12 protein-coding genes are annotated in these 12651 nt (G+C 63.1%); 6 read left to right on the forward strand and 6 right to left on the reverse strand.

Annotation, left to right across the window (positions count from 1 at the left end; all coding sequences use genetic code 11):
* Positions 1-42: 42 nt before the first annotated feature.
* Complete coding sequence (gene proC / locus GCM43_RS10335; RefSeq protein WP_152244219.1) at positions 43-861, reverse strand: pyrroline-5-carboxylate reductase; 819 nt, start codon at positions 859-861, stop codon at positions 43-45.
* A 26-nt stretch (positions 862-887) separates the two neighbouring features.
* Complete coding sequence (locus GCM43_RS10340) at positions 888-1589, reverse strand: YggS family pyridoxal phosphate-dependent enzyme (RefSeq protein WP_152243900.1); 702 nt, start codon at positions 1587-1589, stop codon at positions 888-890.
* Positions 1590-1625: 36 nt separating this feature from the next.
* Here GCM43_RS10340 and GCM43_RS10345 point away from each other — a divergent pair, with 36 nt between their 5' ends.
* From GCM43_RS10345 to GCM43_RS10355, 3 genes are all read left to right on the forward strand, one after another.
* Positions 1626-2669 (forward strand): type IV pilus twitching motility protein PilT, encoded by a 1044-nt coding sequence (locus GCM43_RS10345; RefSeq protein ID WP_152243902.1) that lies wholly within the window; start codon positions 1626-1628, stop codon positions 2667-2669.
* A 4-nt stretch (positions 2670-2673) separates the two neighbouring features.
* Complete coding sequence (locus tag GCM43_RS10350; RefSeq protein ID WP_152243904.1) at positions 2674-3807, forward strand: PilT/PilU family type 4a pilus ATPase; 1134 nt, start codon at positions 2674-2676, stop codon at positions 3805-3807.
* Between the two features lie 215 nt (positions 3808-4022).
* Positions 4023-6131: a putative bifunctional diguanylate cyclase/phosphodiesterase gene (locus tag GCM43_RS10355; protein WP_152243906.1), complete on the forward strand. Its 2109-nt coding sequence runs from the start codon at positions 4023-4025 to the stop codon at positions 6129-6131.
* 4 nt (positions 6132-6135) lie between these two features.
* On the opposite strand, the gene glcF is transcribed toward GCM43_RS10355, so the two are convergent.
* From glcF to GCM43_RS10370, 3 genes are read right to left on the reverse strand one after another with little or no spacing between them, the layout of a single operon-like run.
* The gene (glcF, locus tag GCM43_RS10360; protein WP_152243908.1) at positions 6136-7368 is read right to left on the reverse strand and encodes a glycolate oxidase subunit GlcF; all 1233 of its coding nucleotides are present in this window, start codon (positions 7366-7368) and stop codon (positions 6136-6138) included.
* A gap of 6 nt (positions 7369-7374) precedes the next feature.
* Entirely contained in the window at positions 7375-8457 is a 1083-nt protein-coding gene (glcE, locus tag GCM43_RS10365) for a glycolate oxidase subunit GlcE (RefSeq protein ID WP_152243910.1), read from the reverse strand.
* Positions 8457-9944 carry an FAD-linked oxidase C-terminal domain-containing protein gene (locus GCM43_RS10370; RefSeq protein WP_152243912.1) on the reverse strand — a complete coding sequence of 496 codons (1488 nt, stop codon included), beginning with the start codon at positions 9942-9944 and terminating at the stop codon, positions 8457-8459. The genes glcE and GCM43_RS10370 overlap by 1 nt, the downstream gene beginning before the upstream one ends.
* Before the next feature lie 143 nt (positions 9945-10087).
* On the opposite strand from GCM43_RS10370, the gene GCM43_RS10375 reads away from it, so the two are divergent.
* The 3 genes from GCM43_RS10375 (at position 10088) to GCM43_RS10385 (ending at position 11433) form a co-directional block, all read left to right on the forward strand.
* On the forward strand, positions 10088-10639 hold the full coding sequence (locus tag GCM43_RS10375) for a cob(I)yrinic acid a,c-diamide adenosyltransferase (protein WP_152243914.1): 552 nt from the start codon (positions 10088-10090) through the stop codon (positions 10637-10639).
* A gap of 202 nt (positions 10640-10841) precedes the next feature.
* Entirely contained in the window at positions 10842-11018 is a 177-nt protein-coding gene (locus GCM43_RS26555; protein ID WP_413770945.1) for a hypothetical protein, read from the forward strand.
* Positions 11002-11433 (forward strand): DUF2442 domain-containing protein, encoded by a 432-nt coding sequence (locus GCM43_RS10385; protein ID WP_152243916.1) that lies wholly within the window; start codon positions 11002-11004, stop codon positions 11431-11433. Before GCM43_RS26555 ends, GCM43_RS10385 begins: the two co-directional genes overlap by 17 nt.
* A gap of 11 nt (positions 11434-11444) precedes the next feature.
* Here the strand turns inward: GCM43_RS10385 and GCM43_RS10390 are convergent, their stop codons facing one another.
* Positions 11445-12608 (reverse strand): cytochrome-c peroxidase, encoded by a 1164-nt coding sequence (locus GCM43_RS10390; RefSeq protein ID WP_152243918.1) that lies wholly within the window; start codon positions 12606-12608, stop codon positions 11445-11447.
* Between the last annotated feature and the right edge of the window lie 43 nt (positions 12609-12651).

Here is a 12651-nt window from a genome sequence, read left to right on the forward strand (position 1 = left end):
TTACGGCCCCTTTGGGGCCTCGGCGGCCCCGCCTAATCCGACCTACTTGCCCAGCTCCTCGCCCAGCTCGCGTCCGCGCGCGGCTGCAGCCTTGATGCCGTCGACGATGCGCTGCTTGACGCCGGCTTCTTCCATGCTGGTCAAGGCGGCGTAGGTGGTGCCGCCCTTGGAGGTCACGCGCTCGCGCAGCAGCGCTACCGGCTCGTTCGATTGCGCCGCCAGTTGCGCTGCGCCGGTAAAGGTGGCAATCGCCAGCTGCGTGCCTTGCTCCGGGCTTAGCCCCAGTTCGCTCGCTGCCTGCTGCATCGCTTCGATAAAGTAAAACACATAGGCCGGGCCGCTGCCTGACACGGCGGTGACCGGGTCGATCTGCGCCTCGTCAGCCAGCCACACGGTGCTGCCGACCGCCTTTAAAATGGCATCGGCCTGTTCGCGCTGCTGCGCCGTGACGCCGTTGCTGGCCACCAGGCCGGTAATACCCATGCCGATCAGCGCCGGCGTATTGGGCATGGCGCGCACGATGGACGGATAGTCGCCCAGCCAGCGCGACAGATCGACGGCGCGGATGCCCGCCGCAATCGACAGCACCAGCGGCGTCTTGTCTGCGTCCAGGAACGGCAGCAGCTGCGCCGCCACCTCGCGCATGCTTTGCGGCTTGACGGCCAGCACGATCACGTCGGCATCGCGCAAGGCGACATCGGCTGCGCCTGCCGTGCTGACTCCGAACTGCACCTTCAGCTTTTCAAGCGCTGGCGCATGCGGATCGATCACGTGAATATTCGCGCCTGCCGTCAGTTTGTTGGCCAGTCCGGCGATCAGGGCCGCCGCCATATTGCCGCCGCCTACAAATGCTATCTTCAATGCCGTCATGTGTGTCTTTCGAAAGATCAGGAATAGTTGCGGGAACCAAAAATGGCGCTGCCCACGCGCACGATGGTGGCGCCTTCCAGCACCGCCGCCTGCAGGTCGGCCGACATGCCCATCGACAGGGTATCGAGCGCCAGGCCACCGTCACGCAACTGCTGGAACAACTGGCGTAATTGCGCAAAGGCGGCGCGCTGGCGTGCCGGGTCGGTTTCCGGTTCGGGAATCGCCATCAGGCCGCGCAGGCGCAGGCGCGGCAGCTGCGCTACCGCATGCGCCAGCGCCGGCAGGTCCGCTGGCGCCACGCCGCTCTTGCTCGCTTCGCCGCTGATATTGACCTGCAGGCAGATATTGAGTTCAGGCAGCTCGGCAGGACGCTGCTCGGACAGGCGCACCGCGATTTTTTCGCGCTCGACCGTATGCACCCAGTCGAAGTGTTCGGTAATCGGGCGCGTCTTGTTGCTCTGGATCGGGCCGATAAAGTGCCATTCGAGCCCTGCATCAGGCTGCGCTGCCTGCACGGCGGCAATCTTGTCGAGCGCTTCCTGCAGATAGTTTTCGCCAAACGCCGTCTGTCCCGCATCAGCGGCGGCCAGCACGGCGTCAGCGCCAAAAGTCTTCGATACGGCCAGCAGCATCACGTCGGCGGCAGGACGCTGCGCCTGGTCAGCGGCCTGGGCAATACTGCGCCGCACGGCTTGCAAGTTCTGTTCGATTGTGGACATAATCATTTTCTAATGGATACGGCACAGGGATTATAAATGGACATCTCCGAACTACTCGCATTCTCCGTCACCAACAAGGCCTCTGACCTGCATCTGTCGGCCGGCCTGCCGCCGATGATACGGGTCAACGGCGATGTGCGCCGCCTGAACGTGGCACCGCTCGAGCACAAGGAAGTGCACCGCATGATCTATGACATCATGAACGACGGCCAGCGCAAGGCGTACGAGGAAGCGCTTGAATGTGACTTCTCGTTTGAAATTCCCGGCCTGGCGCGCTTTCGCGTCAATGCCTACAATCAGGAACGCGGCGCCTCGGCCGTACTGCGCACGATTCCATCAAAAGTACTGACGCTCGAAGAACTCAATGCGCCGCGCATCTTTGGCGAACTGGCGCTGCGCCCGCGCGGGCTGGTGCTGGTGACGGGGCCGACCGGCTCGGGCAAGTCGACCACGCTGGCGGCCATGGTCAACCATGTCAACGAACGCCTGAATCACCATATCCTCACCATCGAAGACCCGATCGAATTCGTGCACGAGCCGAAAAAATGCCTGATCAACCAGCGCGAAGTGGGCGAACATACGCATTCGTTCAGCAATGCGCTGCGCTCGGCGCTACGCGAAGACCCGGACGTGATTCTGGTGGGCGAACTGCGCGACCTGGAAACCATCCGCCTGGCGCTGACGGCGGCCGAAACTGGCCATCTGGTGTTCGGTACGCTGCATACCTCGTCGGCCGCCAAGTCGATCGACCGCATTATCGATGTCTTCCCGGCCGAGGAAAAAGAGATGGTACGCGCCATGTTGTCCGAATCCTTGCAGGCCGTCATCTCGCAGAACCTGCTCAAGACCAAGGACGGCACCACCCGCGTGGCCGCGCATGAAATCATGCTGGCCACGCCGGCGATCCGCAACCTGATCCGCGAAGCGAAAGTGGCGCAGATGTATTCGGCCATCCAGACCGGCAGCCATGTCGGCATGCAGACACTCGATCAGTGCCTGACGGACCTGTTGCGGCGCGGCGTCATTTCGGCCGACACCGCGCGCACGGCCGCCAAGTCGCCTGAAAACTTCCCGGGATAAGCGCATGCAAAACCATCATCTCGACAGCATGCACGCGCTGCTGGCGCGCATGCGCGAACTGGGCGGCTCGGACCTGTTCATTACTGCCGGCTTTCCACCTGCCATCAAGCTCGACGGTAAAGTCACGCCCCTGGCAAGCGAGCCGTGCAGCGCCGAACAAAGCGCTGCCTGGGTAGGCGCCATCATGACCGACAAACAGGCGCTGGGGTTCGAGGCTGAAAAAGAAGCCAATTTCGCCATCAGCCCGCCCGGCCTGGGACGCTTTCGCATCTCCGCCTTTGTGCAGATGGGGCAGGCAGGCATGGTGGCGCGCGTAATCAATACCGCCATTCCCGACTTGTCCACGCTGGGCCTGCCAGCCACCTTGCAGGAGGTCGTGATGAGCAAGCGCGGGCTGGTGATCATGGTGGGCGCCACCGGCAGCGGCAAGTCGACCACGCTGGCAGCCATGCTGGGCCATCGCAACGCCAACAGCCACGGCCATATCATCACCATCGAAGACCCGGTGGAGTTCGTCCATCCGCACGGCAACTGCATCGTGACCCAGCGCGAAGTGGGCGTCGATACGGAAGACTGGGCAACGGCGCTGAAAAATACCCTGCGCCAGGCGCCCGACGTGATACAGATCGGTGAAATCCGCGACCGTGAAACCATGGATCACGCGATTGCGTTTGCTGAAACAGGCCATTTGTGCCTGGCCACGCTGCATGCCAATAATGCCAATCAGGCGCTGGACCGTATCATCAATTTCTTTCCCGAAGAACGGCGCCAGCAATTGCTGATGGATTTATCGCTTAATCTGAAAGCCATGATTTCGCAACGCCTGATTCCGCGCAAGGAAAGCAGCGGGCGCACGGTGGCGATGGAAATCATGCTCAATTCACCGCTGATGAGCGAATTGATCTTCAAAGGCCAGGTTCATGAAATCAAGGAGTTAATGAAGAAATCGCGCGAACTGGGCATGCAGACATTCGACCAGTCGCTGTTCGACCTGCACGAGAGCGGCGCCATCAGCTATGAAGATGCGCTGCGCAATGCCGATTCCGTCAACGACTTGCGGCTGTCGATCAAATTGCACGGCAAGGCCGATGCCGGGCGCGAGCCGGCGGCAGGCGGGCGACCACTGGGCTTGCTGTAGCAGATTGTTGTAGTAACAATACAATCAGGCTTTAATTTGAAACAACATTCGTATCTTATTTGATCAGTTTATTGTATTTAAGGACAAGTTTTCAATCTCATGTCGCAAATAACAATTTTTCAGCGATAATGTTTCCTTATTAAGAATATCGTTCCAACACGATCAAGAAAACAGCGATGCCACTTTTAAGGAAACTCTTATCGCCATGGCTCAAGATGGGAACATATTCCCGTCTGTTTATTCCGGTATTGCTGCTGATATTGATTGTTTCTGCCGTGCGTTACCATATTTTATTCAATGCAGAAACAAATGCAGCTGCCACCAGCTATCAATACGAGGCGCGCCAGCTCAATCTGTATCTGGCCAATACGGTCTTGCCGCAGGCCGTACGCACCGGCGATGCCGCCAGCGTGCAGCAGGCGCTGCGCGGCGCTTTGCCGCTCAACCGCAATCTCGACCTGCTGCGTTGGCACACCGCCCATACGCAGATCGAGGTGCGTCCTGGCGAAGCTGACGATACTGCGCCAGCGCGTGTGCCGGACTGGTTTGCCCGCCTGACCGGCATCGCCCCCATCCATAGCCGCATGACTGTGTCGCTACCGGGCGGCGAAGACGGCACGCTCGAGGCGCGCTATGCGCCGCAACTGCCGCAGCTGCAGGTATGGCAGGCCGTGCGCCAGCAGGCGCTGCTCAGCGCCGTCAATATCATGATCGTATTTTCCATGCTGGGCCTGCTGCTGTTGGTGTATCGCCGGCTGCTGGCGCGCCTGACACAGGCCATCGTACGTCTGCGCAGCGGCGACTTTACGGTGCGCATGGCCAGCGGCGTCACACCCGAGACCGGCCAGTTGTCGCTCGCTTTCAATGGCATGGTCGACGAGGTCGGCGAGATGCTCGCTTCGCTGCAGGCCAGCCAGCGCCGCCTCGGTGAACAGCTCGACGAAACGGTGCACATGCAACAGGCGCTGCAAAAGATGTCCTGGCAAAACTATAACGATGTACTGACCGGGCTGCCCAACCGCGCTGCGCTGGCGGCGCGCTTCGAACAGGAACTGTTCCTGGCGCGCGAGCGCCAGCGCCTGCTGGCCGTGTGCCTGTTCGATCTCGATCACTTCCAGCAGATTAACGACCGCTTTGGCGCCGAGGCCGGCGACGATATCCTGCGCCAGGTGGCTGCACGGCTGCAGGACTTTGCCGGCCAGGTGCATTACGTGGCGCGCCTCGGCGGCGATGAATTCGTTATCCTGCTGTGCGGCCAGGCCAGTATCGCCACCATCGAGCACAATGTCACGACGCTGATGCGGGCGCTCAATGAGCCGTATGTCTGCGACCAGCAGGCGCTCGACATGACGTCGAGCGTCGGCATCGCCGTGTATGCCGGCAAGGAGTTCAATACCGAGAGCCTGCTGCGCCATGCCGACCACGCCGTCTACCAGGCCAAGCTGACCGGGCGCAATCAATACCACTTCTTCGACACCAATCTCGATGAAGAAGTGCGCACCCACCACAACCAGCGCACCGAGGTGCGCCATGCGCTGATCAACAATGAACTGCGCCTGTATTACCAGCCCAAGGTCAATATGCGCACCGGTGTGGTGGTCGGCATGGAAGCGCTGCTGCGCTGGCAGCATGCGCGCCGCGGCGTGCTGTCGCCGGCGCAGTTTCTGCCGCTGGTCGAGCAGACCGACCTGATCATCGATATCGGCGAATGGGTGCTGCGCCAGGCGCTGTGGCAGATACGCCGCTGGAGCGCCGCCGGCCAGCACTGGGTGGTAAGCGTCAATATCGCCGCGCGCCATTTCCAGCGCCCCGATTTCGTGCCGCGCCTGAAAGCCATCCTGGACGAGTTTCCCGGCGTGCGCCCGAACATGCTGGAGCTGGAAATTCTCGAATCGTCGGCGCTGCACGACCTGGAGCACGTGCGCCGCATTATCCGCGCCTGCCAGGCGCTGGGCATTACCTTTGCGCTCGACGATTTCGGCACCGGCTACTCATCGATGTCCTATCTGAAGCGTTTGCCGGCCGATATCGTCAAGATCGACCAGAGCTTTGTGCGCAATATGCTCAACGATCCCGACGATCTGCACCTGGTGCGCGCCGTGATCGGGCTGGCACGCTCGTTCTCGCTGACCGTGATCGCCGAAGGCGTGGAGAGCGTCGAACACGGCGCGCGCCTGCTCGAACTGGGCTGCGACCTGGCACAGGGCTACGGCATTGCCCACCCGATGCCGGCCGAAACGGTACTCGACTGGGCCGGGAGCTTCGTGCCGGCGCCGCAATGGCAGGCGGCGCTGCATCACTCGGACGGCCAGCTTCAGGCCTGAAGCATCAAGCCCGCGCTGGCGGCAAGGCCGCGTCGAGCAATTCGATCCAGTGCCGCACTGGCGTTTCGGTACCCGACTGCAGATGCGACAGGCAGCCGATATTGGCCGACACGATCATGTCCGGTGCGCAGGCATCGAGATGGGCCAGCTTGTTGTCGCGCAGCTGCTGCGACAGTGCCGGCTGCAGCAGCGAATAGGTGCCGGCCGAGCCGCAGCACAGATGGCTGTCGGCGCACAGGCGCACATCGACGCCGACCGCGCGCAGCACCTGCTCGACATGGCCGCGCAGCTGCTGGCCATGCTGCAGCGTACAGGGCGGGTGGTACGCCACGCGCCCGTCAATGCGTCCCCTGAGCAGGCCGGCCAGCTGTGCTTCAAACGGTGGAATCACTTCGCACAGGTCGCGCGCCAGCGCGGTGATGCGCGCGGCCTTGAGCGCATAGCGCGCGTCGTGCGCCAGCAGATGGCCGTATTCCTTGACCGTGGCGCCGCAGCCCGAGGCCGTGATCACGATCGCTTCAACCTGCTCCACATACGGCCACCAGGCGTCGATATTGCGCCGCATGTCGTCCAGCGCCGCCTCCTGATCATTGAGGTGATGGCGCAGCGCGCCGCAGCAGCCGGCCTTGGGTGCCACGATCAGCTTCACGCCCAGCGCATCGAGCACGCGTGCGGTGGAAGCGTTGATATTGGGCGACATGGCCGGCTGCACGCAGCCGTCGAGCAGCAGCATCTTGCGCGCATGCGCGCGAGTCGGCCAGCGGCCAGGTTTTGCGGCCGGGCGCAGCTTGTCCTGTAAGCTTTTCGACAGCAGCGGGCGCAGCGCCTGGCCGGTTTTATACAGCGGCGTAAATAGCCAGCGGCGCGGCAGCGCTTCTTTCAGCGCAAAGCGCAGCGCGCGCTCGCGCAGGCTGCGCGGCACGCGCTGCTCGATCACCTGGCGGCCGATATCGGCCAGCCGACCATACTGGACGCCGGACGGACAGGTCGACTCGCAATTGCGGCAGGTCAGGCAGCGGTCGAGGTGGTTTTGCGTCTTGCTAGTCACCGGTGCGCCTTCGAGCACCTGCTTGATCAGATAGATGCGCCCGCGCGGGCCATCGAGTTCGTCGCCCAGCAACTGATAAGTCGGGCAAGTCGCGGTGCAAAAGCCGCAGTGCACGCAAGCGCGCAAAATGGCTTCGGCTTCGTCGCCAGCCGGCGTGTTTTTAATGAAATCGGCAAGGTTGGTTTGCATGCGTCCTCAGTACATTCTGTGCCGGTTGAAAATGCCGGCCGGATCAAACGCCTGCGCCAGGCGCTGGTGGATGCGCGCCACGGCCGGCGCCAGCGGCTGGAATACACCGACCGCCTTGTCGCCTCCACGAAACAGCGTAGCATGACCGCCGGCGGCAGAGACCACCTGGCGGATGCGCTGCGCCGCCTCGGCATCGGCAGCGCCGTCCAGCCTGAGCCAGCGCTGCGCCCCGCCCCACTCGATCAGCTGGCGCCCTTTCAGTATCAGGCTGCTGGCGTGCGGCGGCAGCGACAGGCGCCACAGGCTGCCGGCGCCGTCAAAAAAGGCGTGCGTCTGTTCGCGCAAGGTCAGCCAGAAAGCGCCGGCCGCTACGGCGTCGAGCAACTCTCCTCCCAGCGACTGCGCGGCTGCCTGCACCGCCGCCTCGGCGCCCGACAGGCGCAGCGTCAGCACGCCGTCATGCCAGCAACTGGCCGAGATCGGCAAAGGCTGGCCGGCCCATTCATTGAGCCGGCGCAGCGCCGCCACTTCTTCGCATTCAAAGCGCAAGCTCGCTTCGCGCAGCGGCAGTGGCAACACCTTGAGCGACACTTCGAGGATCAGGCCCAGCGTGCCCATGGAACCGGCCAGCAGCCGCGACACGTCGTAGCCGGCCACGTTTTTCATCACCTGGCCGCCAAAGGCCAGGCGCTGGCCGGCACCGTCAAGCAGCACCGCGCCCAGCACGAAGTCGCGCAGTGCGCCGGCACTGGCGCGGCGTGGCCCCGACAGCGCGCAGGCCACGGTGCCGCCGATGGTGGCGCCGGCGCCGAAATGCGGCGGCTCGAATGCCAGCATCTGGTTGCGCGCCGCCAGCGCTGCTTCGATCTCGGCCAACGGCGTGCCGCAGCGCGCCGTGATCACCAGTTCGGTCGGCTCGTAGTCGATAATGCCGGTGTAGCCGCGCGTATCGAGCACTTCGCCCTCGAGCTGCTGGCCGTACCAGTCCTTGCTGCCGCTGCCGCGCAGGCGCAGCGGCGTGCCGCTGGCGCTCGCTTCGATGATGCGCTCTTTGAATTGTGCCGCTATGGTCTCCACTGTACGCTCCATTAAAAACGCGGCAGGCCGGCAAACGGCAGCCGTCCGCCCGACACATGCATCTTGCCAAATTCGGCGCAGCGGTGCAGCGTCGGTATCGCCTTGTCCGGGTTGAGCAGGCCGTGCGGATCGAAGGCGCGCTTGACGGCAAAAAAGGCCTCGAGTTCGGCGCGCGCAAACTGCACGCACATGGAGTTGATCTTCTCCATGCCCACCCCGTGTTCGCCGGTAATGGTGCCGCCCACGGCCACGCACAACGCCAGGATATCGGCGCCAAACGCCTCGGCGCGCTCGAATTCCCCCGGCACATTGGCATCGAACAGAATCAGCGGATGCAGATTGCCGTCGCCGGCATGAAACACGTTGGCGCAGCGCAGGCCATGCGTCTGCTCCATGCGCGCAATGCCGGTCAGCACCTCGGCCAGCTTCTTGCGCGGGATGGTGCCGTCCATGCAGTAGTAATCGGGCGAGATGCGTCCGGCTGCCGGAAAGGCGTTCTTGCGGCCCGACCAGAAGCGCATGCGTTCGGCCTCGGTATTTGACACGGCAATCGCGCTGGCGCCCGCCCCTTCCAGCACCGATGTCATGCGGGCGATTTCCTCGGCCACTTCGGCGTGCGTGCCATCGGCTTCGCACAGCAAAATGGCGGCTGCATCGATATCGTAGCCGGCTTTGACAAACGGCTCGACCATGCGCGACGAGGTCTGGTCCATCATTTCCAGGCCAGCCGGAATAATGCCAGCGGCAATCACATTGGCCACTGCATTGCCGCCGGTGACGACGTCGTCAAACGAGGCCATGATCACGCGCGCCGTGGCCGGCTTGGGAATCAGGCGCACCGTGACTTCGGTGACGATGCCCAGCATGCCTTCGGAGCCGATAAAGACGGCCAGCAGATCGAGCCCGGGCGCGTCGAGCGCTTCGCCACCAAGTTCGATGATGTCGCCGTCGATGGTGGCTACGCGCACGCGCAGTACATTGTGCACTGTCAGGCCGTATTTCAGGCAATGCACGCCGCCCGAATTTTCCGCCACGTTGCCGCCGATGGTGCAGGCAATCTGCGACGACGGATCGGGCGCATAGTACAGCGCATGGGGCGCGGCGGCTTCGGAAATGGCCAGGTTGCGCACGCCCGGCTGTACCACGGCCAGGCGCGCATAAGCGTCGACGCGCACGATGCGGTTCAGGCGTGCCGTCGACAGCACCACCCCGTCGGCAATCGGCAGCGCACCGCCGGACAGGCCGGTGCCGGCGCCGCGCGGCACCACCGGCACCTGCAGCTCGCGGCACACCTGCAGGATGGCCAGCACCTGCTGTTCGGTGTCGGGCAAGGTGACGATCATCGGCAACTGCCGGTAGGCGGCCAGACCGTCGCATTCGTAGGGGCGCGTGTCTTCGGTAGCCGACAGCACGCAGCGCGCCGGCAGCACTGCCAGCAAGGCGGCCAGCACTTGCTGCTGGCGCGAGAGGGAAAATCCGGTGGATGCAGCAGTAAGCATGAAAGCGTGTCCTGGCATGGCATTGCCACGATTGTAAGCACAATTTGGCGCTGCACTGCAAGTTTTGGCGCGATTGGCCGTGCGGCCGCTGGCTGGCAGGCGCACAGTGTCGTATGCTGCCCCTTTTCATTGAAGGATCAACCATGGGCAAGCGACTCTCGAAAATAGCCACGCGCACCGGCGACGATGGCACCACCGGCTTGGGTGACGGCAGCCGCGTCGGCAAGGACAGCGCGCGCATCCACGCCATGGGCGACGTCGACGAGCTCAACTCCCATCTGGGACTGCTGCTGTGCGAAGACATGCCGGCCACCCTGGGCGACGAGCTGATGGCGATCCAGCACGACCTGTTCGACCTGGGCGGCGAAATCTGCATCCCTGGCTACCAGCTGATCAAGGAAGAGCATGTGCTGCGGCTCGACACCCTGCTGGCCAAATACAACGCTGACCTGCCTGCGCTGAGCGAATTCATCCTGCCAGCCGGCTCGCGCGCCGCTTCGCTGGCCCATGTCTGCCGCACCATCTGCCGGCGCGCCGAACGCCAGCTGGTGGCGCTGGCCGGCAGCGAAACCATCAATGCCCATCCGCGCCAGTACCTGAACCGCCTGTCCGACCTGCTGTTCGTGCTTGCGCGCGTGCTCAACCGCTTTGCCGGCGGCGGCGATGTGCTGTGGCGGCACGACCGCACCAGATAATTGAGGACTCTGCGATAGCGCAACCAAACCATCGATCACGACGGACAACCAGCGCAGGCCGGCCTAAGATGACCGCTGCTACTAAAAAATAGTAAAAAATAACCCAATCACTTAGGTTTACGCTAAAATTCCTACCATCCTGACCTTGCAAGGCCTGCGCGTTGTCATTTATTCCAATGATCATCGGCCGGCCCATGTGCATGTGATCGGGCGCGGGTGTGAGGCTGTGTTTGTCCTGTCGTGTCCCCATGGGCCACCGCAATTGCGAGAGAACTACGGCTACGCACGACAACAATTGAACCGGATCGTTGCGGCCCTGCTGGCCGTATTGACCGATCTGTGCTGGCATTGGAGGCAAATCCATGGACCTGACCGATAACGATTTTCTGCTGGCTAACCAGCGCGCGGCCGACAAGGCTGCCACCTTTCCTGCGGCCGTGGCCGTGCACTACGACCGGCATCTGGCGCGCGTGGTCATTACGCTGGCGTCAAAACTGCAGCTGGCTTTTGCACCGGGCGATGTGGAGGCGCTGGCACAGGCCACACCGGAACAACTCGACATCAGCGAAATCAGCCCATCGGGGCTGGGCGTGCATTTCCCGCTGGTTGACGCCGACCTGTATCTGCCTGCCCTGCTCGAAGGTTTTCTGGGGTCGCAACGCTGGGCAGCGGCGCAAAACGGTCGCAAGGGCGGCCAGGCGCGCTCAAGCGCCAAGGCTGCTGCATCGCGTGAAAATGGCAAACTGGGCGGACGCCCGAAGAAAGCCGGTGCGGCTGCCGAACCGGCAGCCTGACGCACCGGCAGTTACAGCACTTCCAGGAAACTCTTCATGGCATCGAGTTCGTCTGCCGTCAGTTTCAATGGCTGCAACAAATCTGACGATATCGGGAATTTCGGATCGGCTTTCTGCGCGGCTGTGCGCGGCTTGGGCTTGGGCATGCCGGTGTTGTACATGATCAGCACTTCATTGAGCGATGGAATCAGGCCATGGTGCATCCACGGGCCTGAATGCGACACCCCACGCAGCCCGGGCGTGCGAAACTTGCCCACATCGGCATCGGCGTTGGTGGCCTGGTAGCGGCCCCAGTCTTCAAAAAACTTGCGACCATACAGCGATAGCCCCAGGTTATGGAACTGCTGGTCGGTCAGCAGCACGCCGCTGTGACAGCTCATGCAGCGCGCCTTGGTGCGATACAAGTGCAGGCCCAGCAATTCACGGTCGTTCAGCGCCGTGCGCTGGCCTTCCAGGAACGTGTCAAACCGCGTCTCGGGCGGAATCAGGGTACGCTGGTAATCGGCCAGCGCCGTCAATATGCGCGGCAACGTCACGCCCCCCTCCTTGCCGAAGGCAGCATCGAACTGTTGCATGTAGTCGTCGAGCCTGGCCAGCTTGGCTGGCAGCGCCTCGATATCCATCGCCATTTCATCGGGATGCCTGAGCGGCCCCAGCGCCTGCTCTTCCAGCGTGGCGGCGCGGCCATCCCAGAACAGCGACTTCATCTGCCCCGCGCCCAGCAGCCCCGGCGTATTGCGCACGCCGGCGCGGCCACCATCGCCAATCGAAAAACGCTTGTTGTCGGCAAAACTGTAAGCGGGACTATGGCAGCTGATGCAGGCAATCGCGTTCGAGCCCGACAGGCGCTGATCGGCAAACAGGCGCTGGCCCAGCGCCACTACCTTGGGATCAACCTTGGGCTGCGGCAATGACGACACGGGTGCCATCTCGACCGGCGTAATGCCATCGGCCACCTGCGGCTTGGGCCAGTTGGCAATCGGCCCGGCATACACCTGGCGCAGGCAGGCGATGTTCCAGCCAGTGCCCTGCGCGCACGCATCGGTGCCCGGCGCCGCTGGCGCAACCCTGGCGGCGGCACGGGCCTGGCCGTCGCTGCCAGGCAAGGTCGCGCCGGCAGCCAGCAGCACGGCGCAAGCAAAAAAAGTCTTCTTCAGATGAAATCGGATGGTCATAGGCCGTCTGGTTAAGCCAAGCAGCGAGTTCTGCTTTGGCAAC

Source organism: Janthinobacterium aquaticum, assembly GCF_009208565.1.
GTDB lineage: Bacteria > Pseudomonadota > Gammaproteobacteria > Burkholderiales > Burkholderiaceae_D > Janthinobacterium.

Coding starts and splice junctions, on each gene's coding strand:
- GCM43_RS10390 (WP_152243918.1), bottom strand. CDS start 12,608: ATGACCATCCGATTTCATCTGAAGAAGACTTTTTTTGCTTGCGCCGTG.
- GCM43_RS10370 (WP_152243912.1), bottom strand. CDS start 9,944: ATGCTTACTGCTGCATCCACCGGATTTTCCCTCTCGCGCCAGCAGCAA.
- GCM43_RS10340 (WP_152243900.1), bottom strand. CDS start 1,589: ATGTCCACAATCGAACAGAACTTGCAAGCCGTGCGGCGCAGTATTGCC.
- GCM43_RS10385 (WP_152243916.1), top strand. CDS start 11,002: ATGGACCTGACCGATAACGATTTTCTGCTGGCTAACCAGCGCGCGGCC.
- GCM43_RS10375 (WP_152243914.1), top strand. CDS start 10,088: ATGGGCAAGCGACTCTCGAAAATAGCCACGCGCACCGGCGACGATGGC.
- GCM43_RS10350 (WP_152243904.1), top strand. CDS start 2,674: ATGCAAAACCATCATCTCGACAGCATGCACGCGCTGCTGGCGCGCATG.
- GCM43_RS10345 (WP_152243902.1), top strand. CDS start 1,626: ATGGACATCTCCGAACTACTCGCATTCTCCGTCACCAACAAGGCCTCT.
- glcE (WP_152243910.1), bottom strand. CDS start 8,457: ATGGAGCGTACAGTGGAGACCATAGCGGCACAATTCAAAGAGCGCATC.
- glcF (WP_152243908.1), bottom strand. CDS start 7,368: ATGCAAACCAACCTTGCCGATTTCATTAAAAACACGCCGGCTGGCGAC.
- GCM43_RS10355 (WP_152243906.1), top strand. CDS start 4,023: ATGGGAACATATTCCCGTCTGTTTATTCCGGTATTGCTGCTGATATTG.